Below are 24,522 nucleotides of genomic sequence, written 5' to 3'. Positions count from 1 at the left end.
GGACAGTTACGCGCGCGCTTCCTTCAACAGCTTGCCGCCGGCTTTCTTCTCGCGGGCGGCGCGGATGAAGCCGACGAACAGCGGATGGCCGTCGCGCGGCGTGGACAGGAATTCCGGATGCGCCTGGCAGGCCAGGAACCACGGGTGCACAGCGCGCGGCAGCTCCACCATTTCCACCAGCAGGTCGTCCATCGACTTGGCAGCGACCACCAGGCCGGCGTCTTCCAGCTGCGTGCGGTACCGGTTGTTGAACTCGTAGCGGTGGCGATGGCGCTCGGCCACCACGTCCTTGCCATACAGCTCGCGCGCAAGCGTGCCGGGCTTCAGGCGCTGCTCCTGCAGCCCCAGGCGCATGGTGCCGCCCAGGTCGGAGCGTTCATCGCGCTTCTCGATCTCACCGGCTGCGGTGCGCCACTCGGTGATCAGGCCGATGACCGGATGCGGCGACTGCTTGTCGTTCTCGGTGCTGTTGGCATCGTCCAGGCCCGCCACATGGCGCGCATAGTCGACGACCGCCGCCTGCATGCCGTAGCAGATGCCGAAATAAGGCAATTTCTGTTCGCGCGCGAAGCGCGACGTCAGCACCTTGCCCTCGAAACCGCGATCGCCGAAACCGCCCGGCACCAGGATGCCGTCCACGCCCTGCAGCAGGGCCATGTCGGTGCCTTCCAGATCCTGCGCCTCGATCCACTTCAGATTGACGCGCGTGCGCTGGCGCAGGCCACCATGCTTGAGCGCCTCGCCCACGGACTTGTATGCATCCTGGTGGTCGACGTACTTGCCGACGACGGCGATGGTGACCTCATCCAGCGGGTTGAGCGTGGCGTCGACCGCCGCTTCCCACTCGGAAAGATCCGCGGACTTCGCGTTATCGATGCGGAACTGGCGCAGGACGATCTCGTCCAGGCCTTGGCCGTGGAGGCCCATCGGAATGCGGTACAGCACGTCCACGTCCGGCACGCTGATGACGGCGCGCTCGGGCACGTTGGTGAACAGCGAGATCTTGCGGCGCTCCGAATCCGGAATCGGTTGCTCGGACCGGCACAGCAGCACGTCGGGCTGGATACCGATCGAACGCAGCTCCTTCACCGAGTGCTGCGTCGGCTTGGTCTTCAACTCGCCGGCGGCCGCCACGTACGGCACCAGCGTCAGGTGCATGAAGAGGGCCTTCTCGGGGCCACGCTCGGTACGGATCTGGCGGATGGCTTCCAGGAACGGCAGCGATTCGATGTCGCCCACCGTGCCGCCGATCTCCACCAGCGCCACGTCAAAGCCTTCGGTGGCCTCGTCGATGCAGCGGCGGATCTCGTCGGTGATGTGCGGGATCACCTGCACCGTGGCGCCGAGGTAGTCGCCGCGGCGCTCCTTGCGGATCACGTTCTCGTAGATCCGGCCGGTGGTGACCGAGTTCTTGCGGCTCAGGCGCGTGCGCACGAAGCGCTCGTAATGGCCCAGGTCCAGGTCGGTCTCGGCGCCGTCGTCGGTGACGTACACCTCGCCGTGCTGGAACGGGCTCATGGTGCCCGGGTCGACGTTGATGTAGGGGTCCAGCTTCATCATCGTGACCTTCAGGCCACGTGCTTCAAGGATGGACGCAAGCGAAGCCGCGGCGATGCCCTTGCCTAGCGAGGACACAACGCCGCCGGTAACGAAAATCAGGGGAGTCATGGGCGGGGCTCCGGAAAGCCATAGTCTACAGGCAACGCGTGTCGCCCGAAAGCGCGACGCCCCGCCGAAGCGGGGCGTCCTAGATCGTCAGATGGGCGCGAAACCCTTGCTGCGCAAGGCTTTCGAGATGGAATGGATCAGGGCTTGCGCTCTTCCTCTTCCTCGCCGGCCTTCTTCTGCTGGCCCTCGGCGGCCTTGCGCTTGGCGGCAGCCTCGTTGGCCGCACGGCGGCGCGCCTTGGCCTCCGGATCAGACGGATCACTGGTCTGAGACTGGTCCTGCTTCGGCTTGTCGGCATCGGCGCCCACCTTGGACTGGGCGAACGCGTGGACCGCGAACAGCGCGCCGGCGACGGCGGCGGAGAGCAGCAACAGGTTGCGCGACTTCATGGCAAAGGCTCCTCGTGGATGGTGGAAATCTGGGGGCGCCGGGCGGCGATCCCAAGGGCATCCCTGTCCACGCGCGCAGTTTCAGCCGGTGCGACTGAACATGGCAAAAATCCGGGTCAGGCGGCACACTGCGCCGTCGCTGGGGCCAGACCCCGGCCCGCACCCGGAAGACACACACGCATCATGAGCAGTCGCTACAACGCCGCCGATATCGAAGTCCTCTCCGGCCTGGACCCCGTCAAGCGCCGGCCGGGCATGTATACCGACACCGCGCGTCCCAACCACCTGGCGCAGGAAGTCATCGACAATGCGGTGGACGAAGCACTCGCCGGCCACGCGGGCAGCATCGAGGTCACCCTGTTCAAGGACGGCAGCTGCGAAGTGTCCGACGACGGGCGCGGCATGCCGGTGGACATCCACCCGGAGGAGAAGATCCCCGGTGTCGAACTGATCCTCACGCGCCTGCACGCGGGCGGCAAGTTCAGCAACAAGAACTACACGTTCTCCGGCGGCCTGCACGGCGTGGGCGTGAGCGTGGTGAACGCGCTGTCGACGTTGGTGGAAGTGCATATCAAGCGTGAAGGCAGCGAACATCGCATCACCTTCCGCAACGGCGACCGCGCCACACCGCTGGAAGTCGTGGGCAGCGTCGGGAAGAAGAACACCGGCACCCGCGTGCGGTTCTGGGCCGATCCGAAGTACTTCGACACGCCGAAATTCAACGTACGCGCCCTGCGCCACCTGCTGCGCGCCAAGGCCGTGCTGTGCCCGGGCCTGAACGTCACCCTGTTCGATGAAGCCACCGGCGAGCGCGACAGCTGGCATTACGAGGATGGCCTGCGCGACTACCTGAAGGGCGAGATGGCGGGGCGCGAACTGCTGCCGCCGGACATCTTCGTCGGCCAGCTGAAGAAGGACAGCGAAGTCGTCGACTGGGCGGTGGCCTGGGTGCCGGAAGGCGAACTGGTGCAGGAGAGCTACGTCAACCTGATTCCGACCGCCCAGCACGGCACGCACGTCAACGGCCTGCGCAGCGGCCTGACCGATGCGCTGCGCGAATTCTGCGACTTCCGCAACCTGCTGCCGCGCGGCGTGAAGCTGGCGCCGGAAGATGTGTGGGACCGCGTGACCTTCGTGCTCTCGCTGAAGATGACCGACCCGCAGTTCAGCGGCCAGACCAAGGAACGGCTCTCCTCGCGCCAGGCTGCCGGCTTCATCGAGGGCGCCGCCCACGACGCCTTCAGCCTGTGGTTGAACCAGCACGTCGACCTGGGCGAGAAGATCGCGCAGATCGCCATCGAGCGCGCCAGCGCCCGCCTGAAGACCGAGAAGCAGGTCGTCCGCAAGAAAGTCACCCAGGGCCCCGCCCTGCCCGGCAAGCTGGCCGACTGCATCAGCCAGGACCTGTCGCGCACCGAGCTCTTCCTGGTGGAGGGCGACTCGGCCGGCGGTTCGGCCAAGCAGGCGCGCGACAAGGATTTCCAGGCCATCCTGCCGCTGCGCGGCAAGATCCTGAATACCTGGGAAGTCGCCTCGGGCAGCGTGCTCGCGTCGCAGGAAGTGCACGACCTGGCCGTCGCGATCGGCTGCGACCCCGGCAAGGACGACATCAGCGGGCTGCGCTACGGCAAGGTGGTGATCCTCGCCGACGCCGACTCGGACGGCCTGCATATCGCGACCCTGCTGAGCGCGCTGTTCCTGCGCCATTTCCCCGCCCTGGTCGCGGCCGGCCACGTGTTCGTCGCGATGCCGCCGCTGTTTCGCGTCGACGTGGGCAAGCAGGTGTTCTATGCGCTGGACGAAGAAGAGAAGCGCCTGCTGCTGGAAAAGATCGAGCGCGAGAAGATCCGCGGCTCGGTCAACGTCACCCGCTTCAAGGGCCTGGGCGAGATGAATCCCGCGCAGTTGCGCGAATCCACCATCCACCCCGATACACGCCGTCTGGTGCAGCTCACCGTCGACGACGATCTGCAGACGCGCGGCCTGATGGACATGCTGCTGGCGAAGAAGCGTGCGGGCGACCGCAAGACGTGGCTGGAAACCAAGGGCGACTTGGCTTCGCTCGAAGTTTGACGACCCGCGATCGTGTGTCGGCGGGAGCGTTCCGCCGGCATTGAACGCCGCGTTCACCCTGCCGGTGCGATAACGCCGGCATGGCTTCGACGTCCTCGTTGGATCAACACGCTTACACCTTCGGCCTGGAGGAGGAATACTTCCTCGTGCGCCGCAACGGGCGCCGGCTGCGCCATATGCCGCGCCTTTTCTTCGCCGACTGCCGCGACGCCCTGGGCGAACGCTTCGGCAGTGAAATGCTGCAGACCCAGGTCGAAGTCCAGACCGGCGTGCACGACGATCCGCAGGCCGCCGAGCGTGATCTGCGCACGCTTCGCCGCACCGTCGCGGACATCGCGCATCGGCACGGGCTGGGGATCCTGGCTGCCGGCACGCATCCGTCCGCGCAATGGCGCGGACAGCGCAGCACCGAGAAGCCGCACTACGATCAGGTGATGGGCGAACTGCAGATGCTCGGTCAGCGCAACCTGCTGTGCGGATTGCATGTGCACGTGCAGCCTGCCGACCCGGACCAACGCATTACGCTGATGGCGCGCACGCAGCCGTTCCTGCCCCTGCTGCTGGCGCTCAGCACGTCCTCGCCCTTCTGGATGGGTCATGCCACCGGCCTGATGGGCTACCGCCAGACGGCTTACCAGGAAATCCCCCGCACCGGGCTGCCGCCCCTGTTCGCCAACCAGGCCGAATACGACCACTACGTGCAGCGCATGACGGAGGGGCGTGCGATCCAGGATGCGAGTTTCCTGTGGTGGGCGCTGCGTCCCTCGCTTGCTTTCCCGACCCTGGAGTTGCGCGTCACCGATGCTTGCACCGACGTATGCGATGCGCTGGCCATCGCACAGCTCTACCGTTGCCTGGTGCGACACCTGGAACGTCGGCCCTCGCTACACGCCACGCTGCGCGCGAGCGACCAGGCGATCATCGCGGAGAATCTGTGGCGCGCGCAGCGCTACGGTTTCGACGCCGGGCTGATCGACCTGGGCAGCCATCGTCTGGTCGGCGTGCGCGAGATGCTGGAGAACACGCTAGAGGCGCTGGACGAGGACATCCGGGCACTGGCGTGCACGACGCAGGTCGAGCGTGTGTGGCGCATCCTCGAGGACGGCACCAGCGCGCACGGACAGCTGCAGCGCTATCGCGACCGACGACAGGCCGGCGACACCCACGCCGAGGCCTTGGGCCACGTCGTGCAGTGGCTCGCCGACGCGACCGCGACGGCCTAGCGGGACTCAGCGCGGGGCCGTCGTCTTTTGCTGCGAAACGACGAAGACACCGGCCATGACCAGCAGCGTGCCCGCGACCTGCCAGGGCCCCATCGGCTCACCAAGGAGGAGCATACTGAGGATGATGGTCGACACCGGTCCGATCATGCCGACCTGCGCCGCCAGCGCCGAGCCGATCCGCGCCACCGCCATCATCACCGCCAGCACGGGGAGCACCGTGCACAGCGTACCGTTCACCAGCGACAGGGCGTACACCTGCCACGGCAGAGCGAGCGCCTCCATCGGTCGTAGCAAGACGAACTGCAGCAGGCACAGGACGCTTGCCACGCTGCTCGCATAGGCCGTCAGGCGGACCGCGCCCACACGCTGCACCAGTTCGCCACTGCCAACGAGATACAACGCATAGGCCAGCGCGCTACCGAACACCAGCGCGCTGCCCAGCGCGATGTTGGATCCGCCCACCTGCAGATCGTGGCCGAACGCGAGCGCCACGCCCGCATAGCTGACCAGTAGCGCGGCGGCCTGCCGACGCGAGATGCGGCGACCGAAGGCCAGCCAACCAATCAGGGCGACCAGCGTCGGGGTGAGATAGAGAATCAGCCGTTCCAGCGTGGCCGTGATGTAGGCCAGGCCGGCGAAATCCAGGAAGCTGGCCAGGTAATAGCCCAGGAAGCCGAGCAACAGGATGCGTCCGCGATCCGCCTTGCTCAGCGGCGTGCTACGACGCGCGGCCCACGCGCCCATCGCCAGGAAGAACGGGAACGCCACCAGCATGCGCAGCGCCAGCAGCGTGATCGCGTCCGTGCCGTAGCGGTAACCGAGTTTGACGATGATGGCCTTGCCGGAGAACGCGATAGCGCCGAGCGCCGCGAGCACCAGGCCCGAGCGACTGACCGCCTGGAGCACGGGCCGCGCAGGCGGCGCGTCCACCGCGGCCGCGGGGGCCACATCCAGCGGTTGTGCGAGTTCGTCGTCCGCCTTGGGCCGAGTCATTCGCGCGCCATCACGCCAACGTGCATTCCAGCAACCGACGGATCAGCGCCTGCGTGCGGATGGCACGTTCGGGCAGATAGACGAAGCTGTCCTCGTCCATGTAGTTCAGCTGCGCCAATTCCAGCTGCACGGCTTGCACGTGGTTTGCCGGGTCGGCGTAGTGCCGGGTGATGTAACCGCCGCGGAACCGCCCGTTCACGACGAAGCTGTAATCCGACTGCGACGCCAGCACGTTTTCCAACGCCTGCTGCAAGGCCGGCGAGCAGCTGGCGCCCCCCGCGGTACCCAGGTTGAAATCGGGCAACCGACCCTCGAACAGGAACGGCACTTCACTGCGGATCGAATGCCCTTCCCACAGCACGACGCGGCCATGCTGGTCGCGGATGCGCCCAAGCTCCTGCTCGAGCGCCAGGTGGTACGGCCTCCAATAGGTATCGACGCGCTCGGCGATCTCCTCCGGCGTCGGCACCTGATCCGGCAGGTACACCGGATCGCCGCTGAAGCGGACGACGGGGCACAAGCCGGTGGTGTTCTGCCCGGGATACAGCGAGACATCGTCTTCCGGCCGGTTGAGGTCGACGACATAGCGCGAGTATGCCGGCACGATGATCGACGCACCGAGCGCTCGCGCGAAGTCGTACAGCTCGGCGACGTGCCAGTCGGTGTCCGGGACGCGCCGCGCCTCGGGCGTCAGGCGCGTGGCGATCGCGTCGGGCACGCGCGTGCCGTTGTGCGGCAAGCTGATGAGCAGGGGCGCAGTGCCCGGATGCAGCGTGTAGGTATCCATGCCGGCATTGTATCGCCGCGCCCTGTCCGCGCATTCAGCGCATCAGCACCACTTCCTCGGCACTGGTGGGATGGATGGCAACGGTGTCGTGAAGGTCGGCGAGCGTGACGCCCTTCTTCAGCGCCACCGCGAACCCCTGCAGCATTTCGTCGGCGCCCTCGCCCAACAGGTGGATGCCGACCACCCGTTGCTCCTCGCCCACGCAGACCAGCTTGAACAGGCTGCGCTGCGGCGAATCGGCCAAGGCATGCAACATCGGACGGAACCGTGCCGTGTAGGTCTTCACGCCTTCCCCATGCGCTGCACGCGCTTCGGCTTCGGTCTGGCCGACCTTGCCGGCAGGCGGGTGCGAGAACACGACCGTGGCGATGTCCCGGTAATCGAGGCGCGCCTCCGCCTGCCCACCGAACACGCGATCCATCAGGCGTCGCGCCGCCGCGATGGCCACCGGCGTGAGCGCCGCCTGGCCGGTGACGTCACCGACGGCATGGATGCCCGCCACGGCGGTATCTTGCCACGCATCCACCTGCACGAAGCCACGGGCATCCAGCGTCACCCCGACGGCCTCCAGGCCGATCCCGCGCGTATTCGGCGTGCGTCCCGTGGCGAAGATTAGTCCGTCGAAGCGCTCGCTTCGCGTCCCGTCTTCGGCCAGCACGGTCACGCCCCCATCGGCCGCCTCCTCCAGCGCCGCAACGGCATAGCCGAACTGCACGCGCACGCCATGCTGGCGCATGTCGTCGGCCAGCTCCAGCGCGATCTGCTCGTCGAAACCGTCCAGCAGCCGTGGGCCACGCACGAACAACTCGACCTGGCTACCCAACGCCTGCAACACGCCCGCCAGTTCCACTCCCACGTAGCCACCGCCCACGATGGCCACGCGCCGCGGCGCCGCGCACAGGTTGAAGAAGTCGTCGGATACCTGGCCCAGCCGCGCGCCGGGAATGTCCGGTCGCGACGGCCTTCCGCCCGTGGCGAGCAGGAGGTGCGCGGCGCGAAGCGGAACGCCGTCGGCGTTCACCACCGTATGTGCGTCCTGCAGCCGCCCATGGCACGGCATCAGCACGACGCCGCTTTCGTCGAGCCGCTTCAGGTAGCTGGCGTGTATGCCCGCGATGTAGCGCTGGCGATGGACGATGAACTCCTTCCAGTCGAGCACCGGCGGCGGCACATCGAATCCCAGCGACGAGGCGAGCGCAATCTTCTGCGACAACTCGGCGGCCAGCCACATGGCCTTTTTCGGCACGCAGCCGACATTGACGCAAGTGCCGCCCAGTTCCTTCGGCTCCAACAGCGCTACGCGCGCGCCATGCGATGCGGCGCGGAAAGCACCGGCGAGTCCGCCAGAACCCCCGCCGATCACGACCAGGTCGAACTCTTGAGGCGTCATGCGAATCGCTCCGGTCGATAAGGCGTGGGATCGAAGGCCGGCGCGCGGCCCGTCATCAGGTCGGCCATCAACTGGCCGGTGGCGGTGCTCATGCTGATCCCGAGCATGCCGTGGCCCGCGGCGAGCCAGACGTGGCGTTGGTTCGGTGCGCGACCGAGCAGCGGCAGATCGTCCCAGGTCATCGGCCGCCAGCCGCACCAGCGTTCGCGCACCTCCGGCCCCACGGGGTCATGCAGGAACTCACGCGCACCGCGCTCCAACGCGGCGAGCCGGGTCGCGTTGAGGCTGTCGTCGTGGCCGGAGAATTCCATCGTACTGCCCAGCCGGAAGCCGCTGTCCCACACGGTGACGCACACCGAGCGGTCTTTCAGCACCATCGGATGACGCGGCACCGTCGATGGCCGCGAATACGTGATCGAATACCCCTTGCCGGGCTGGATGGGCGCGCGCACCCCCAGCGTCTTGGCGAACGCGGGCGTCCACGCACCCAACGCGATCACGGCGTCGCGACCTGCACGCGGACCCTGGTCCGTCGCGATGCGCACCCCATCGTCTGCCGGCTCCAGGCGTTCCACCCGGCAGTATTCGTCGATGATGCCGCCGCGCGCGCGGACCGCCCGAGCGAGCTCGGCCACGTAGCGGTCGGGGCGCAGGCGCGCATCGCCGGGAAACCGGATCGCGCCCGCAATACCTGGCCGCATGGCCGGCTCCTCGCGCTCGTATTCGCCACCATCGAAGGTCTGCGTGGCGATGCCGAACTCCTTCAGCACCACGCTTTCGTCCACGTACTGTTGGAACTTGCGAGCATCCCGGAAGACGTAATCGAGGCCCTCTTCCTCGAACTCGCATTGCAGGCCGTAGCGGTCCACCCAGTCCACCAGCCGAGCACGCGCATCGTTAAGCAGCGCCGCACGCGCCTGCGTGCTCTGCCGCCAGTCGCGCAGGTTGCAGCGCGCGGCGAACCGCACCAGCCAATGCCACAGACCGGGATCGATGCGCGGTTTGAGGTAGAGCGGCGCGTCGGGCGTAAACATCCAGCGCAACGCCTGCGCCACCACGCCGGGCGCCGCCAGAGGGGGCGCATGGCTGGGCGTGATCGTGCCGCAGTTGCCGTGCGACGCGCCGCCGCCCGCGCGGCCGGCATCGATGACGCGCACACCGCGGCCGCATTCCAATAACGCCAGCGCGGTCGCCAGGCCGATGGCGCCGCCACCGATGATGAGGACGTCGTCGTGGGGGGGATTCACCCCGATAGTGTAGTCCCAATCACCGCGATGGCAGGCGCATCGGCTGCAGCGACGCGTACGTCAGCGAACGCCATGCCCACTCCATCGGTCCGAAGCGGAAGCGCGACAGCCATGCGTGGCTCAGCGCCACCTGCACGCTGAAGAGCGCCACCGCGAACAACGGCTGCCAGGCACGCGGAAGCTGCTCGAAATATCCCAGGCCGTAGCCATAGAAGATCCACGTGCAGACCAGCGACTGCATCAGGTAGTTGGTCAGGGCCATGCGTCCTGCCGGCGCCAGCACCGAAAGAATGCGTGCGGCCGCGGGCGTCTCCAAGGCTTTCAGGATCCACGCGAGGTACCCCAGGCACATCAACAGGTTCGCCGTCATCTGCAGGGCGAAGGCCGTCGATACGCGCAGGTTGAAGGTCGTCGGCTCCATCGTCGGCGACAGTGCCACCGAGCCGAGCATGGCCAGCAGGCCCACCGGCAAGGCGACCCAGCGCAACAGGGCATAGAGACGGCCGAACTCGCGCGGCCGCGCGATGGCGCCGCTGCGTACGAACCACGCACCCAGCAGGAAAAGACCGAACGCGATGAAGCCGAACATGGTGATATTGCTCAGCGCCATGCCCGTACTCTTCAGCCGTTGCCACGTGGCCTCGCCATAGCTGCCGCTGCCGTAAGCCGTCCGTTCGCTCTCGATCAGCGCCTGCATCTGCGCGCCGATCTCGCCCATCGCCTTGTCCCAGCCTTCGGTCCCGCCCAGCAGCGAGCCCATGGCCCCCATCAGGTACATGAAACCGATCGGCATGACGTAGGCGCCAAGCCCGAACCAGGGATACCAGTGATGCGACAGCGGGCGGAACGCGAGCAGCAGGAACGAGCACAGCGCGTACATCATCAGGATGTCGCCCGCCCAGATGAAGATCGCATGCACCATGCCGATCGCCAGCAGCACCAGTCCGCGACGCCAGTAAACGCCGGCGAACGGCCGCCCCGCCAGCTCGGCACGCTGCGACATCACCGCGAAGCCCATGCCGAACAGCAGCGAGAACAGCGTGTAGAACTTGCCTTGCACCAGCACGTAGACCAGCAGGTCCACCGCGCGGTCCGCCCCCGTCAGCGTAGGATCGAGGCCGTTGGCCGACGCCATCACCGGTCCCACGAAACCCTCCAGGTTCATCAGCAGGATGCCGAGCAGCGCGAAACCGCGCAGCACGTCCATCGCGCCGATGCGCTCCGACACCGCCACAGGTGCCAGGTTCTCCGTGATCGTCGCTGTCATTACGTTCCCCCCGGATCGAGGCCCGATTAGAACACGCCGCGTGAGGCAACCTGCGTGCCAAAAGGAACGGCCCGCGTTCGCGGGCCGTTCGGAAGGCACGTCGGACGCGGCTCAGTGGTGATGGCCGCCGTCGCCGTGCACGTGGCCGTGCTCGAGTTCTTCGGCGCTGGCCTCGCGGACTTCGACGATCTCGACGTCGAAGTGCAGGTCCTTGCCCGCCATCGGGTGGTTGAGATCGACGTCGACCACGCTCATGCCTACCTTCTCGATGGTGACGGCGCGCGGACCGAAGTTGGTCTGCAGCACGACCTGCTGGCCCGGGATCAGGCGCTGGTTGCCGAAGTGCTTCTTGGGCACGCGCTGGGTCAGGCCGTCGCGACGCTCGCCATAGGCATCGGCCGCGGCGACATCGACGCCGAAGCTCTCGCCCGCTTCACGGTCCTGCATCGCGTTCTCGAGGCCCGGGATGATGTTGCCGTGGCCGATCAGGATCGCCAGCGGTTCGCGGTCCTTCGAGCTTTCGATCGGCTCCTGGCCGGCTTCGGAGACGGTGTAGTGGAAACGGACGACGCTGTCTTTTGCGATTTTCATGCGGGACTCTGGGCGGGGCCTGCCGGCCGGCAGGACAGGAGCGGCTTGTGGGCCGCGAGGGAATGCGGCGAAGATGCGCCGCGATGAAGGCCCGACATTATCCCGGCTTGCCCATGCCCGCGCCACTTCGGCGCTGGATCGCCCTGGCGCTGTGCGCCGGCGCACTGGCCCTGGCCGGGTGCGGCGGCTCCAAGCCCCAGGCCCGCAAAGCTACGCCCCCGCCCGCCCAGCGCGACTGGCCGGTTGTGCAGGCCGAGGATCCCGCGGCCGCCACGGCCGTACTGATGCGGGCGATCGGCCTGGTGGGCACGCCTTACCGGTACGGCGGCAACACCCCGGAGTCGGGATTCGACTGCAGCGGCCTGGTGACCTACGTCTTCCGCGACATGCTGGATGTCCGCCTGCCGCGCACCTCGCGAGAACTGGCCCAGGTCCAGGGGCCGAAGATCGAGCCGCGTCGCCTGGCGCCGGCCGACCTGGTGTTTTTCGGCAGCCGCGGCAGCGTCACCCACGTGGGCATCTATGTGGGCGAGGGCCGGTTCGTCCACGCCCCCAGCACCGGCGGCACCGTCCGACTGGACCACCTGGACGGGAGCTACTGGCGGGACCATTACACGGGTGCGAAACGCGTCCTTCGTTAGGAATCGGTCAACTCTGTGACAGCCGACGTTCACACTTAACGAATAAATAACGATTTCTGAACCAAATCGGTCCGATCAGTCGGCATTATCGTGATCATCTTGTGAAACCCATCCGCGCGTGACGACCGACGACCTGCCGCCAGGCCTGCCAGCCGCCACCCACCGCTCCATGCGGGGGGTCACCCGAATCCTCCTCAGCCTGTCGCTCTGCGTCGTCGCCTCCACGGCCGTCGCCCAGACCGCGCCTGCGGCCAGCGACACCGACGCCGCCCTACCCAGCGGTGACGTCGTTGAAGCGCCGGCCGCGGCGGCGCCGACCAAATCGGTCACCACCAGCGTCAAGGAAAAGGCCGCCGAAGCGGCGACTGCCACCCTCTCCGCCCTGCTTCCGCGCCTGGCCGCCAGCGACACGCTGCCGCTGGTCGACCGCTCGGCGATGGTCGCCGGCGATATCAGCAAGCTGCTGTCCGCCTACGATCTCAGCAAGGAAGGCGTCGTCGCCCAGGAACAGCAAGGCGGCAAGGTCCAGGCCGTCCTGCAGCGCGCACTCGCCCTCATGGGCACACCGTACCGCTGGGGCGGCACCTCGCCGGACAGCGGCTTCGATTGCAGCGGCCTGGTCGGTTACGTATTCCGCACGGCGCTCGGCATCGAACTGCCGCGCGTGTCCCGCGACATGGCCAGCAAGGCCGATGCGCAATTGGTCGGCACCCGCGAAGACCTGCGTCAGGGCGACCTGGTGTTCTTCGGCCTGAAGGGCCGCGTGAACCATGTCGGCATCTACGTCGGCGAAGGCCGCTTCCTGCACTCGCCCAGCCGGGGCAAGGACGTACGCGTGGATACGCTGCTCAGCGGCTACTGGGGCAACCGCTACCTCAGCGGGCGTCGCGTCGCGATGTAAGCGGCACGCGATCCGCGCACGATGAAGGCCGCCCTGTGCGGCCTTTTTCTTTTGCACGTGACGGTGCAGCGCAACTTGCGCCGTACGGTCGATTGCCGCCATCCTCCGGCATGCGCAACCAAGTTGCGCGCACTACCTGTTTTCTTCGCGCCGAAGGGGAGTCGTACGCGATGCAGGCCTCACTGCTGACCAATCTGCTGCTGCCGTTGGCCTTGGGCATCATCATGCTCGGGCTGGGACTGGGACTGACGCTGGAGGACTTCCGCCGCGTCGCGCGCTATCCACGTGCGGTGCTGCTCGGCCTGGCCTTGCAGACCTTGCTGTTGCCGTGGGCTGCGTTCGGACTGGCGCTGGGCTTCGGCCTGCCGGCCGAACTCGCCGTCGGCCTGATGCTCCTCGCCGCCTCGCCCGGCGGCGCCACCGCCAACATCTACAGCCACCTCGCCCGCGGCGACGTGGCACTCAACATCACCCTCACCGCGATCAACAGCCTGCTCTGTTTGCTGACGCTGCCGGTGATCCTCAATCTGTCGCTGGAGTATTTCCTCGGTGCCGGCCAGTACGTTCCGCCACCGACGAAGAAGGTAGTCGAAGTGGCCGCCATCATCCTGCTGCCGGTCGCGATCGGCATGCTGCTGCGCGCGAAGGCGCCGAGCTTTGCAGCACGGGCGGAGAGGCCGATCCGGCTGTTGTCGGTGCTCGTGCTCGCCCTGCTGGTGGTCGCCGCCGTCGTACAGGCATGGGACACCCTGGCGACCTACTTCGCAGCCGTCGGCCTGGCCTGCCTGCTGTTCAACCTGATCAGCATGGGCACCGGTTACGTCGCGCCGCTGGCCCTGCGCCTGCCGAAGAAGCAGGCGATCGCCATCGCCATGGAGATCGGCATCCACAACGGCACGTTGGCGATCTTCATCGCACTCAACGTGCTGGAGAAGCCGACCATCTCCGTGCCGGCCGCGGTCTACAGCTTGTTGATGTTCGTTACGGCCGGCGTGTTCGCCTGGTGGGTATCGCGCGGCACGCGTGACACCGTGGCCTAGCTGTCGCTTCCCGGTCCGCGTGCCACGTAAGCCATGCTGATGGACGCGGGCGCGGTCTCGGCGAAACCGAACTGCGCATAGAGGTGGCGGGCTTCGCCATCGGCGACCAGCATGACGTACGCCGACGGCGGAGCATTCGCGCGCAGCCATGCATCCAGCGCCGCCATGATGCGTTTGCCCAAGCCCAGCCCCTGGTGGTCGCGCTGCACAGCGATATCCACGACAACGAACACGGTGCCGCCGTCTCCCACGATCCTACCCATGCCGATCACCTCGCCCGCCTTCACCAGGCTGACGCCATACAGCGTGTTCGACAGACCGCGTTCGGCGGCTTCGTGCGACTTGGGCGACAGGCCGGTTTCGGCGCGCAGGCGACGATAGGTCGTCGCGTCCGGGAATGACGCGACGAGTTCGATAGCTTCCGTGTCACTCATGGTGTCGGCGAGGGGTCATCCGCGAGGCCGACATTGGTCGATGCCGATTCGTAGATCTCGCGGTCCAACAAACCGGTCTCCTTCGCCACCAGCACCGGCACCAGCATCTGCCCGGTCACGTTGGTCATCGTGCGCATCATGTCGAGGATGCGGTCGATCGCCACCAGCAGGCCGATGCCTTCCAGCGGCAGGTTGGCCGCGCTCAGCACCAGCGTGACCATCACCGTGGCCGTGCCCGGCACGCCGGCGGTACCGAAGCTGCCCAGTACCGACGCCAACAGGATGACGAAGTACTGGTTCATCGACAGGTCCAGCCCAAAGTACTGGGCTACGAAGATCGACGTCAGCGCCGGGTAGATCGCGCCGCAACCGTCCATCTTGATGCTCGCGCCCAGCGGCACGGCGAACGCCGCGTAATCCTTGTCCACGCCCAGGTTGTGGGTGACGCTGCGCAATGCCACGGGCATCGAGGCAAAGCTGGACGAACTGACGAAAGCCACCTGCATGCCCGGCGCCGCACCACGGAAGAACTTCCACGGGTTCAGGCCATGCGCCAGCAGCAGGCTGCCGTAGACCACGACGATGTGGATTGCGCAGGCCACGTACAGCGCACCGATGTAGCTGCCCAGCGGCAGCAGCTTTTCGAAACCGTACGTACCCACCAGCGCACCGATCAGGCCGAACGTGCCCAGTGGCGTCATCTCCAGCACGAAGCGGGTGACCTGCACCATCGTGTCGCTCGCTTCGCCAGCCAGCTTGCGCAGGCCCGCGCTGCGCTCGCCCAGCCTCACCAGGGCGAAGCCGAGCAGGCCTGCGAAGAAGATCACCTGCAGGATCTTGCCTTCGGTGAGCGCCTTGAAGGGATTGGCCGGCACGATGTCGAGCAGCACCTGCACCGGCGTCGGCACTTCGCGCACCTGGTAATCGGGCGCCATCATCAGCCCGGTCAGTCCCTTGCCCGGCTGCACCACCCAGCCCACGACCAGGCCCACGCAGACAGCCAGTGCCGCGGTCGCGGCGAACCACAAGAACGTGCGCCCGCCGAGCGCGGCCACCGACTTCTGCCCGTGCAGGCTCGACACCGCATTGATCACGGCGAAGAACACGAGTGGCACCGCGATCATCTTGATCAGGGTGACGTAGAGATCGCCCAACGGCTTGAGCCAGGTCCCTGCGGCCGGCCCCAGCAGCCAGCCCGCGAGCGCACCCAGCACGAAGCCGGCGACCACGCGCTGCCAGAACGGGATCTTCAACCAGGCCGAGACCAGCTTCATCCAGACGACTCACGTAAGCGGACAGAACACCTTAGCCGAAGCCCTTCGATGGGGCGACCTTGCGGGCGGAATGCCGGGTGTCATGAACAGGACACTGCCCGGACGGCATAATGATCCGTCTGTCCTCCCCCGGTTCATCATGCATCTGCGTTCCCTCGTCTCGCCGCTTGCCGGCATGACCCTGCTTACCGCACTGGCCGGCTGCGCCAGCACCTCGCCCGCCGCGCCGTCCGCCCTTCGCGTCGAAGTCGCGCCGGTGGCCCACCCGCAGGGCGAGACACCGCAATGGTGGTACCGCAGCGGCGCCGCGAAAGCCGCCGGCAACGGGGCGATGCAGGGCCGCGCGAAGAACGTCATCGTCTTTCTTGGCGACGGCATGAGCCTCACTACCGTGGCTGCCGCGCGCATCTTCGAAGGGCAGCGAAAGGGGGCGCCGGGCGAGGAGAACCTGCTGAGCTGGGAGCGCTTCCCGCACACCGCCTTCAGCAAGACCTACAACACCGATTCGCAGACGCCCGACTCCGCCGGCACGATGACGGCGGTCGCCACGGGCGTGAAATCCCATATGGGCGCCATCGGTGTCTCGGCCGGCCGCAAGAACGACTGCGCCGACAGCCGCGGCAAGCACCTGCTCAGTTGGTTGACGCTCGCCGACAGCGCGGGCCTGGCGACGGGCGTGGTCACCACCGCGCGACTGACCCATGCCACACCGGCCGCGACGTATGCGCATGTCCCGCACCGCGATTGGGAAAACGACAGCGACCTGCCCGAAGAAGCGATTGCCCAGGGCTGCACGGACATTGCGCAGCAGCTGCTTGCGGCCGCGCGCTTCGGCCATGGCCCGACGGTCGCGCTGGGTGGCGGCCGCGGCGAGTTCCTCCCCGTCGACGTGCGCGATCCGGAAGAAGACGACAAGGTCGGTCAGCGCCTGGACGGCCGCAACCTGGTCGCCGAATGGCAGCAGGCGCATCCGCAGGGCGCTTACGTCACCAACACGCAGCAGCTGAAAGCCGCCGCCGATGCACCGCAACTGCTGGGCCTGTTCGAGTACGACCACATGCAGTTCGAGCACGACCGCCGCAAGGACGATCAGGGTGAGCCCTCGCTCGCCGACCTCACCCGCGCCGCGATCCGCACGCTGTCACGCAATCCCGAGGGCTTCGTGCTGCTGGTGGAAGGCGCGCGCATCGACCACGCCAACCACTACGGCAATGCGTACCGCGCGCTCGACGAGACCGTCGCGATGTCCGACGCCGTGCAGGCCGCGCTCGCCGCGACCTCGCGCGACGACACGCTGATCCTGGTCACCGCCGACCACTCGCACACGCTGAACTTCGTTGGCTATCCGGTACGCGGCAATCCCATCCTCGGCAAGGTGCGCGGCCAGGGCGGCGAAGACGACACGCCCGGCGACCTCGCCCGCGACCAGACCGGCATGACCTTCACCACGCTGACCTACGCCAACGGCCCCGGCTACACCGGCGCCAGCAACCGCCAACCGGCCGGTCCGAAGACGTTCCTGCATGCGCCCAGCAGCGTGGAACCGTCAGAAGGCCGTCCCGACCTGAGCCATGTCGACACCGAGCATCCGGACTACCTGCAGGAAGCTCTCGTGCCGTTGAAGTCCGAATCGCACGGTGGCGAAGATGTGGGCATCTGGGCCATCGGCCCCGGCAGCGACGCCTTCCGCGGCACGCTGGAGCAGAACACGATCTACCACGTCATCGTCCAGGCCACGCCCAAGCTGCGCGCGCGCCTGTGCGCCGCCGGCACCTGCGACGCCAACGGCGTGCCGGTGGAGCTGCCGAAGATCGGGGATTTCGAGAAGAAGTGAACCCACGCGCCGGCAAGCCCGGCGCCGCGCTTCAGAACGGCTTGGCGAGCACAAGCCACACAATCGCGATCAACGCGAACAGCGGCAGTTCGTTGAACCACTTCAATGCCGTCGGCGAGGGCAGCGACTTGCCTTTCGCCACGCCCTTGAGCCAGCGGCCGGTGATGATGAAGTGCCCCAGCACCAGCGCGACGAGCGTCAGCTTCGCGTGCAGCCAACCGCCGCTGATGCTGAAGTAGAACCACAGCACGCCGCCCAGGATCACCGCGATACCGAACATGCTGTGGCCGAAGCCGTACAGCCGACGGCCCATCAGCAACAGGCGGGCCTGCACGTCGGGCTGTCCGGTCGTCTCGGCCAGGTTGACCAGGATGCGCGGCAGGTAGAACACCGTCGCCATCCAGGCGATGACGAAGACGAGATGGAAAGTCTTGACCCACAGGTACATGCGGCTGGCTCCGACTGGCTGCGCGAAGTGTGCGACGCATAGGATACCGCGCCGCATCGCGTAAGCTTGCCGCCTTCCGTAGCCCGGGGACGCGCATGACCAAGCTCTATGACGCCGACTACTTCAAGCGCTGGTACCGCGATGGCGACATCGGCGGCGCACCGCGGCTCGCGCGCAAGGTCGCGATGGCAGTGGCGGTAGCCGAGTACCACCTGGAACGGCCGATCCGCACGGTGCTCGACATCGGCTGCGGCGAAGGCGCGTGGCGCGCGCCGTTGCTGAAGCTGCGGCCGAAGGTGCAGTACCTGGGCTTCGACAGCAGCGAGTACGCGATCCGCCGCTTCGGGCGCACGCGCAACCTGCACTACGCGCGCTTCGAGGACTTCCAGTACCTGCGCCCGTGCGAGCCCGTCGACCTGCTGGTGTGTTCGGACGTGCTGCATTACGTGCCGACCCGCGAACTGAAGCGCGGCCTCCCCGGATTGGCGGAACTGTGCGGCGGCGTGGCGTTCCTCGAAACCTTCGCCAGGGAAGACGCGTTCGACGGCGACCACGAGGACTTCCAGCCGCGCAAGGCCGCCTGGTACCGGCAGGCCTTCAATGGCGAAGGTTTCCAGTCGATCGGTAACCACTGCTGGCTGGCTCCCCGCCTGGCGGGCGATGTCGCAGTACTGGAGGCGGCGGACTATCGGCCGATAACCTGAACAGGCCACGCGCGGCACCCTCGCCTTTGGGGTATGCTGCGCCGCAGCACCACGCACCAAAAGCGGGATTCCGGACAGCCATGACCTTGTACCAACTGCACGAACTCGGACGCGCATGGATGGCGCCGCTGGCCTACATGGCCGAAGCGAACGCGCGCATCTTCTCCGCCCCGACCAGTTGGTTGTCCAACATGCCGGGCGCCGAGCGCATCGCCGCCGGCAACGAACTGATCTACCGCATCGGCAAGGACTACGAGAAGCCCGCGTGGGATATCCATGAGGTCGACGTCGAAGGCCGCACCGTGCCGGTGGTGGAACAGGAGATCGTCAAGAAGCCGTTCTGCCGGCTGTTGCGCTTCAAGCGCTACACCGACGACGCCGAAACGATCACTACGCTGAAGGATGATCCCGTCGTCCTGGTCGTGGCACCGCTCTCCGGCCACCACGCCACCCTGCTGCGCGATACCGTGCGCACGCTGCTGCGCGACCACAAGGTCTACGTGACCGACTGGGTCGACGCGCGCATGGTGCCGTCGTCGGAAGGCGCTTTCAGCCTCGACGACTACGTGGCCTACGTGGAGGACTTCATCCGCCACATCGGCGCCGACAAGCTGCACGTGATCAGCGTCTGCCAGCCGACCGTGCCGGTGCTGGCCGCGGTCTCGCTGATGGCCGCGCGCGGCGAAGCCACGCCGCGTTCGCTGGTGATGATGGGCGGCCCGATCGATGCGCGCCGCAGCCCCACCGAAGTGAACAGCCTGGCCACGCGCAATCCGCTGTCGTGGTTCGAGAACAACGTAATCAACACGGTGCCGATGCCTTACCCGGGCGAAGGCCGTCGCGTGTATCCCGGCTTCCTGCAGCATGCGGGCTTCATCGCGATGAACCCCAGCCGCCACTTCATGTCGCACTGGGACTTCTATGCAGACCTGGTGAAGGGCGATCTGCAGGACGCCGAATCGCACCGCAAGTTCTACGACGAATACAACGCCGTGCTCGACATGCCGGCGGAGTATTACCTGGACACGATCCGCACCGTGTTCCAGGAGTTCCTGCTGCCGCGTGGCAAGTGGAAGGTCAATGGCGAACTGGTGAAGCCGTCGGCCATCAAGAAGACCGCGCTGATGAGCATCGAGGGCGAGCTGGACGACATCTCCGGCCAGGGCCAGACCGCTGCGGCGCACGATCTGTGCACGGGCATTGCGAAGGCCCACCACAAGCACCTGACCGTGGAGGGCGCGGGCCACTACGGCATCTTCAGCGGCCGCCGCTGGCGCGACAACGTCTATCCGCAGGTGCGCGACTTCATCGCCCGGTACGCGGGCTGACGTCACAACGTAGAGCCGAGCTCGCTCGGCTCCGCGCGGTGACGGGAAACACCGAAGCAAGCTTCGCTCGACGCACGAAAAAAGCCGCCCGATGGGCGGCTTTTTTGGCGTGATACTCGGGGCGATCTCACACCACAGGCGAGCGCACCAGCAAATGCTTGGCCAGCCAGCCGTGGAAAATACCCACGAAGCGCGCGAGGTGCAGCGTCGCGAACAGCAGGACGAAGCCGATGAGGGACAACAGCGGCAGCAGCCAGGGCGCATCGTCGACGACGCTCCAGTTACCGAAGCTCAGCACGTAGTCGAAGGGCAGGAAGTACGCCACCGGCGCGGCGATCAGTCCCAGCGACAGCGCCAGCAGGGTGATGGCGACCGAGAAGTACAGCACGCCCAGCGGATGCATCAGCAGCAGGTACAGCATGGCGGTCCACGTGCGGCCGTCGGTGAAAAGCTCCTTCAAGCGCGTCGTCCACGGCTTGTCGCGCTGCGTGTAGAGCGGACGGCGTGGCATGCGTTCACCAAGCAGCACCTCCACTACACGTCCCTCGACCAGCGAGAGCAGCCGCACCGACATCAGGAACAGCAGCAACAGCGGGATGCCGATGATCAGGATCAATAGACCCAGCGACAGGCTGGCGCCGGTGACGACCCAGGTGAAGTAGAACGTACCGGTCGCCAGCGACAGCAGCATGTAGAACAACGCGCCATAGGTCCGCGGATCGGCGGCGACGCCGAAGAACCGGCCGAGCGTCGACGTGCGCTTCGGCGGGACGGGTGGGCGCAGCGCCTTGGCGACGGTGACCTCGGTTTCGCGATAGATCCCGGCGACCTCCTCCGGTGCGCCGTAGCTGCCCGCGACCGACGCGATCACCTCGGCTTCCGATTTGCCGGGGTTTTCGGCCAGTTCCGAGCGCAGGTATTCCTCGGCGTCGTACACGGCATCCTGGATCATCGCCTTGTCGGCGCCGGCCAGGGCCGCACGCAACTGATCAAGGTACTCGGGGATGGTGGTGGGCAGGCGGCTGCCCGAAGCGGTGGTGGTGGTGTTCATGCAGGAATCCCCTCAAGCACGGAATCGACGGAATCGCGGGTGGCCCGCCAGGCGGCGGCCCAGGACTGCAGGGTCTGCCGCCCTGCCTCGGTGATGCGGTAGTAGCGCCGCGGCGGGCCGGCGACAGAAGGCTCGACGAAACTGTCCAGCATGCCGCCGCCCTCCAGGTTGCGCAGCACCGGATACAGCGCGCTCTGCTTGCCGCTGAGCACCCCGTCGCCCACGCGCTCCAGCTGTTTGGCGATCAGGTAGCCGTACAGCGGCTCGCCGGCCCGGGCCAGCACCGCCAGCAGCGCCAGCGATACGGTGCCGGCGCTGAGCTCTTTCTGGAACTTCTTCAGATGGATATCGGGCTCGTTCATCGCTCCCCCTTTGCGGACCGGCCGCTAGGTTGGAGAGGATGCTATTGCGAACTTTGATATAGCGAATGTGCCAGTAGTCACTGGGACCGGCGGCCTCCCTACAATCGGTCCACCTTCCGCCCCGGATCCGCCATGCGCCTGCCCCTCCTGCTGCTCGCCTGCCTGTTCGCCCTGTCCACCGCGCATGCGGCCGAGCCGCCGAAGTACCTCAGCGCCAAGGAGATCCTGGACGCCTCGCCGGACGCCGACTGGCGCACACTGGATCCGGCGAACACGCTCTATATGGACGTGCCAGGTGGACGTGTCGTGATCGAGCTGGCGCCGCCCTTTGCGCCCGAGCACGTGGCCAACATCCGCACGCTGGCGCGCGAGGGCTTCTGGAACGGACTGGGCATTTACCGCTCTCAAGACAACTTCGTGGTGCAGTTCGGCGATGCCGATGCCGAAGACGCGGCGAAGGCGAAATCACTCGGCACGGCGAAGACGAAACTGCCGGCGGAGTTCGCACGCGCGTCCAAGAGTGTTTCTTTCACCCGACTGCCGGACGCGGACGGCTGGGCGCCCGAAGTCGGCTTTGTCGATGGCTTCCCGGCGGGACGCGACCCCAAGACGAGCGAGGTCTGGCTGGCGCATTGCTACGGCGCGCTGGGCGCCGGCCGGGGCGGTCCGCCTGACAGCAGCAATGGCAGCGAACTCTACGTGGTCACCGGCCAGTCGCCGCGGCAACTCGACCGCAACATCACCCTGGTCGGCCGCGTGGTGAAAGGGATGGAATTGCTCAGCGCGATTCCCCGCGGCCCGGAGCCGATGGGCTTCTACGAGAACGCGGGCGAACGCACGCCCATCGCGGCGATCCGCCTCGCCAGCGACGTGCCGGAAAACGAACGCACGCCGCTGCAGGTTCTGCGCACGGACTCGAAGACCTTCGCCGCGGCCACCGAAGCGCGCCGCAATCGCCGCGATGGCTGGTACGTGCGCCCTGCCGGCCATATCGACCTGTGCAACGTGCCGCTGCCGGTGCGCACGCCGCCGACCCGCTGAGTCTTCCCGAGCGCTGCCCCGACCGGTGGCGCTTGACAGCGGCGCCCTTCACTTAGATATTTAGCAAATACGTTAATTATCTAAGTGCATATGACGGTCGACCGCATCTTCGACGCCCTCGCCTCCCGCCCGCGTCGCGAAATCCTCGCCTACCTGTCCGCACAGGAACTCACCGCCGGCGAGATCGCCGCACGCTTCGACATGAGCGCGCCGGCCATCTCGCGGCACCTGTCCGTGCTCGAGGCCGCCGGCCTGGTCAGCAGCGACAAGCGCGGCCAGTTCGTCTTCTACCGGCTGGCGCCCGACAACCTGGTCAACACGCTCACCGGCTTCGCGTTCGAAGTCTGCCCCACCGCCGGCCCGCTGAAGCGCGAAGCCAAGGCGCGCGCGCGCAAGACCGCCACGCCCAAACCCCGCTGAATCCTCGAGGAGCCTCCATGCACCGCCATGCCGACGTCGTCCCGGGTTTCCCGACCGCCCGCATCCGTTCGTATTCGGGCGGCTTGCCGGTGGAGGTGGTGCTGCTGGCGCAGCTGGGGCCGGGCGCCGGCGATCGACTGCACGCGGACGCCGGCGCGCTGCAGCGCGCGCATCCCGGCTTCGTGGATGCGCTCGACGAACCCTCGGCGCGCATCGCGGCGCCGGATTTCGAGGCGGGCGAACGCAGCGCGCTGTACACCTTTACCGTCGGCGCCAACGGCCACCCCTTCCATCGCCACGCCGGGCACCGCACGTTCACCGCGGTCACTGGCAGCGGCGGCGCGCGCTTGCGTTTCTCGACCGCATCCGACGAACAGCTCGCGCGCGACCCCGCGCATTTCGCCGCCGCCCTCCACCATGTCGACCTGCCGGCCGATGCGCTTTTCAGCGTGCGCTTCGGCGGCGGCACTTGGCACCAGTTCGCACCGTTGCAGGCGGCTAGCACGCATCCGGTACTGTTCGCACTGTCTTGCCACACGGACGAACTCGGTGGCCTGCCGCACGGCGCCTTGCAGGACCAAGTGCTCGCCGGCGAGGCGAACATCGCGACGCTGACCGAAACGCTGCCTCCTTCCGTGCAGGCGTGGCTGGCCGCGCATCCCGCGCATGTGGCGCGCATCCCGACCGTTCGACTTGCCCTACATGCGCCGCCCGGCAGCTGGCAGCAGCATCTCTGTGCCGGCCTGCGCGCACCTGCCGGTCGCGTCCGCACGCGGTTGGCGGGCTGGTGCGGCGAGATCGGCTTCGTCGAAGGCCGCGCATCAGCCGTGAAGTCGCTGCCCTCGCCGCCGGACGGATCGCTGCTGTTGGACGAACTAGCGGGCTTCCACCACCAAGACACCTTCAGCCTGCATCTGCAGGGGAGGGCGAACGCGACGGCATCGGCCCTGCTGGCCGACGTGCTGGAAGGTTTCCTCCAGTACCGCCCGACCGGCGTTACCCAGCTGATGCGATTGAGGAATGTGTTGGTACGGCCGTTGCGCCTGCGTACCTCGCCATTGGGATGCCCGGTGTCCTCGCTGCTGTCGTCGGGCGATGGGCCGCTGTTCGCCGGGCGCTATCCCGTGCTGGCGCAGCGGATCGATGCGGATGGGCGGCGCGCACAGGTGATCCTCGGCGCGGACGATCGCCATCTGGCGTTCCGCTCCTGCGTGGGCGTGCAGATCACCGACGCCGGTGTGGACATCAGCCTGGGCACACGCGTGCAGTGCGCCAATGTCTTCGGGCGCGCGTACATGGCCGCCATCAGCGGTGTGCACCACGCCTACATCGCGCCGGCGATGCTGCGCATGGCGGTGGAAGGCGCGGCGCAGCGGCACGCGCCCCTGACGCTCGCGCAGGGCTTGTTCGCCTGAC

At 67.2% G+C, this 24,522-nt stretch carries 24 protein-coding genes; 11 read left to right on the top strand and 13 right to left on the bottom strand.

Features of this window, described 5'->3' with window-relative positions; translation table 11 throughout:
• Positions 1-6: 6 nt before the first annotated feature.
• The gene (gene pyrG, locus AC23D6_RS06240; protein WP_487751917.1) at positions 7-1,668 is read right to left on the bottom strand and encodes a CTP synthase; all 1,662 of its coding nucleotides are present in this window, start codon (positions 1,666-1,668) and stop codon (positions 7-9) included.
• Between the two features lie 137 nt (positions 1,669-1,805).
• Entirely contained in the window at positions 1,806-2,057 is a 252-nt protein-coding gene (locus AC23D6_RS06235; RefSeq protein ID WP_487751916.1) for a hypothetical protein, read from the bottom strand.
• 183 nt (positions 2,058-2,240) lie between these two features.
• Between AC23D6_RS06235 and parE the strand changes: the two genes are divergently transcribed.
• Both parE and AC23D6_RS06225 read left to right on the top strand, forming a co-directional pair.
• Positions 2,241-4,130 (top strand): DNA topoisomerase IV subunit B, encoded by a 1,890-nt coding sequence (gene parE, locus AC23D6_RS06230; protein WP_487751915.1) that lies wholly within the window; start codon positions 2,241-2,243, stop codon positions 4,128-4,130.
• An 80-nt stretch (positions 4,131-4,210) separates the two neighbouring features.
• Positions 4,211-5,353: a carboxylate-amine ligase gene (locus AC23D6_RS06225; protein WP_487751914.1), complete on the top strand. Its 1,143-nt coding sequence runs from the start codon at positions 4,211-4,213 to the stop codon at positions 5,351-5,353.
• Between the two features lie 6 nt (positions 5,354-5,359).
• Here AC23D6_RS06225 and AC23D6_RS06220 read toward each other — a convergent pair whose 3' ends face one another.
• From AC23D6_RS06220 to AC23D6_RS06195, 6 genes are all read right to left on the bottom strand, one after another.
• On the bottom strand, positions 5,360-6,346 hold the full coding sequence (locus AC23D6_RS06220) for a DMT family transporter (protein WP_487751913.1): 987 nt from the start codon (positions 6,344-6,346) through the stop codon (positions 5,360-5,362).
• A gap of 10 nt (positions 6,347-6,356) precedes the next feature.
• Positions 6,357-7,133 (bottom strand): N-formylglutamate deformylase, encoded by a 777-nt coding sequence (gene hutG / locus AC23D6_RS06215; RefSeq protein WP_487751912.1) that lies wholly within the window; start codon positions 7,131-7,133, stop codon positions 6,357-6,359.
• Positions 7,134-7,167: 34 nt separating this feature from the next.
• Entirely contained in the window at positions 7,168-8,523 is a 1,356-nt protein-coding gene (gene gorA / locus AC23D6_RS06210) for a glutathione-disulfide reductase (protein ID WP_487751911.1), read from the bottom strand.
• A complete protein-coding gene (locus AC23D6_RS06205; protein ID WP_487751910.1) occupies positions 8,520-9,770 on the bottom strand; it encodes an NAD(P)/FAD-dependent oxidoreductase in 1,251 nt (416 codons plus the stop codon). Before AC23D6_RS06205 ends, gorA begins: the two co-directional genes overlap by 4 nt.
• A gap of 19 nt (positions 9,771-9,789) precedes the next feature.
• Entirely contained in the window at positions 9,790-11,037 is a 1,248-nt protein-coding gene (locus AC23D6_RS06200) for a DUF418 domain-containing protein (protein WP_487751909.1), read from the bottom strand.
• 111 nt (positions 11,038-11,148) lie between these two features.
• Complete coding sequence (locus AC23D6_RS06195; protein ID WP_487751908.1) at positions 11,149-11,628, bottom strand: FKBP-type peptidyl-prolyl cis-trans isomerase; 480 nt, start codon at positions 11,626-11,628, stop codon at positions 11,149-11,151.
• 83 nt (positions 11,629-11,711) lie between these two features.
• Here AC23D6_RS06195 and AC23D6_RS06190 point away from each other — a divergent pair, with 83 nt between their 5' ends.
• The 3 genes from AC23D6_RS06190 to AC23D6_RS06180 all read left to right on the top strand — a co-directional run bounded on the left by AC23D6_RS06190 (position 11,712) and on the right by AC23D6_RS06180 (position 14,210).
• Entirely contained in the window at positions 11,712-12,269 is a 558-nt protein-coding gene (locus tag AC23D6_RS06190; RefSeq protein WP_487751907.1) for a C40 family peptidase, read from the top strand.
• Positions 12,270-12,387: 118 nt separating this feature from the next.
• Positions 12,388-13,170 (top strand): C40 family peptidase, encoded by a 783-nt coding sequence (locus AC23D6_RS06185; protein WP_487751906.1) that lies wholly within the window; start codon positions 12,388-12,390, stop codon positions 13,168-13,170.
• A 170-nt stretch (positions 13,171-13,340) separates the two neighbouring features.
• Complete coding sequence (locus AC23D6_RS06180) at positions 13,341-14,210, top strand: bile acid:sodium symporter family protein (RefSeq protein ID WP_487751905.1); 870 nt, start codon at positions 13,341-13,343, stop codon at positions 14,208-14,210.
• Here AC23D6_RS06180 and AC23D6_RS06175 read toward each other — a convergent pair.
• Both AC23D6_RS06175 and AC23D6_RS06170 read right to left on the bottom strand, forming a co-directional pair.
• Positions 14,207-14,644 (bottom strand): GNAT family N-acetyltransferase, encoded by a 438-nt coding sequence (locus AC23D6_RS06175; protein ID WP_487751904.1) that lies wholly within the window; start codon positions 14,642-14,644, stop codon positions 14,207-14,209. The genes AC23D6_RS06180 and AC23D6_RS06175 overlap by 4 nt on opposite strands.
• Positions 14,641-15,918: a dicarboxylate/amino acid:cation symporter gene (locus AC23D6_RS06170; RefSeq protein WP_487751903.1), complete on the bottom strand. Its 1,278-nt coding sequence runs from the start codon at positions 15,916-15,918 to the stop codon at positions 14,641-14,643. Before AC23D6_RS06170 ends, AC23D6_RS06175 begins: the two co-directional genes overlap by 4 nt.
• A 139-nt stretch (positions 15,919-16,057) precedes the next feature.
• Between AC23D6_RS06170 and AC23D6_RS06165 the strand changes: the two genes are divergently transcribed.
• The gene (locus AC23D6_RS06165) at positions 16,058-17,752 is read left to right on the top strand and encodes an alkaline phosphatase family protein (protein ID WP_487751902.1); all 1,695 of its coding nucleotides are present in this window, start codon (positions 16,058-16,060) and stop codon (positions 17,750-17,752) included.
• A 31-nt stretch (positions 17,753-17,783) separates the two neighbouring features.
• On the opposite strand, the gene AC23D6_RS06160 is transcribed toward AC23D6_RS06165, so the two are convergent.
• A complete protein-coding gene (locus tag AC23D6_RS06160) occupies positions 17,784-18,200 on the bottom strand; it encodes a CopD family protein (RefSeq protein WP_487751901.1) in 417 nt (138 codons plus the stop codon).
• 95 nt (positions 18,201-18,295) lie between these two features.
• Here AC23D6_RS06160 and AC23D6_RS06155 point away from each other — a divergent pair, with 95 nt between their 5' ends.
• A complete protein-coding gene (locus AC23D6_RS06155; RefSeq protein ID WP_487751900.1) occupies positions 18,296-18,904 on the top strand; it encodes a class I SAM-dependent DNA methyltransferase in 609 nt (202 codons plus the stop codon).
• A gap of 80 nt (positions 18,905-18,984) precedes the next feature.
• Complete coding sequence (locus AC23D6_RS06150; protein ID WP_487751899.1) at positions 18,985-20,232, top strand: polyhydroxyalkanoate depolymerase; 1,248 nt, start codon at positions 18,985-18,987, stop codon at positions 20,230-20,232.
• 127 nt (positions 20,233-20,359) lie between these two features.
• On the opposite strand, the gene AC23D6_RS06145 is transcribed toward AC23D6_RS06150, so the two are convergent.
• Both AC23D6_RS06145 and AC23D6_RS06140 read right to left on the bottom strand, forming a co-directional pair.
• Positions 20,360-21,283 carry a sensor domain-containing protein gene (locus AC23D6_RS06145; RefSeq protein WP_487751898.1) on the bottom strand — a complete coding sequence of 308 codons (924 nt, stop codon included), beginning with the start codon at positions 21,281-21,283 and terminating at the stop codon, positions 20,360-20,362.
• A complete protein-coding gene (locus AC23D6_RS06140) occupies positions 21,280-21,645 on the bottom strand; it encodes a PadR family transcriptional regulator (RefSeq protein ID WP_487751897.1) in 366 nt (121 codons plus the stop codon). Before AC23D6_RS06140 ends, AC23D6_RS06145 begins: the two co-directional genes overlap by 4 nt.
• 132 nt (positions 21,646-21,777) lie before the next feature.
• On the opposite strand from AC23D6_RS06140, the gene AC23D6_RS06135 reads away from it, so the two are divergent.
• The 3 genes from AC23D6_RS06135 to AC23D6_RS06125 all read left to right on the top strand — a co-directional run bounded on the left by AC23D6_RS06135 (position 21,778) and on the right by AC23D6_RS06125 (position 24,521).
• A complete protein-coding gene (locus tag AC23D6_RS06135) occupies positions 21,778-22,686 on the top strand; it encodes a peptidylprolyl isomerase (protein WP_487751896.1) in 909 nt (302 codons plus the stop codon).
• 90 nt (positions 22,687-22,776) lie between these two features.
• Positions 22,777-23,106 carry a metalloregulator ArsR/SmtB family transcription factor gene (locus tag AC23D6_RS06130; protein WP_093296658.1) on the top strand — a complete coding sequence of 110 codons (330 nt, stop codon included), beginning with the start codon at positions 22,777-22,779 and terminating at the stop codon, positions 23,104-23,106.
• 17 nt (positions 23,107-23,123) lie between these two features.
• Complete coding sequence (locus AC23D6_RS06125; RefSeq protein ID WP_487751895.1) at positions 23,124-24,521, top strand: DUF2867 domain-containing protein; 1,398 nt, start codon at positions 23,124-23,126, stop codon at positions 24,519-24,521.
• Position 24,522 lies beyond the last annotated feature (1 nt).

The sequence above is a fragment of the Pseudoxanthomonas sp. G3 genome (genome assembly GCF_057654715.1).
The sequence above is the reverse complement of the archived record's forward strand: the minus strand, read 5'-3'. Positions and strand labels throughout refer to the sequence as shown.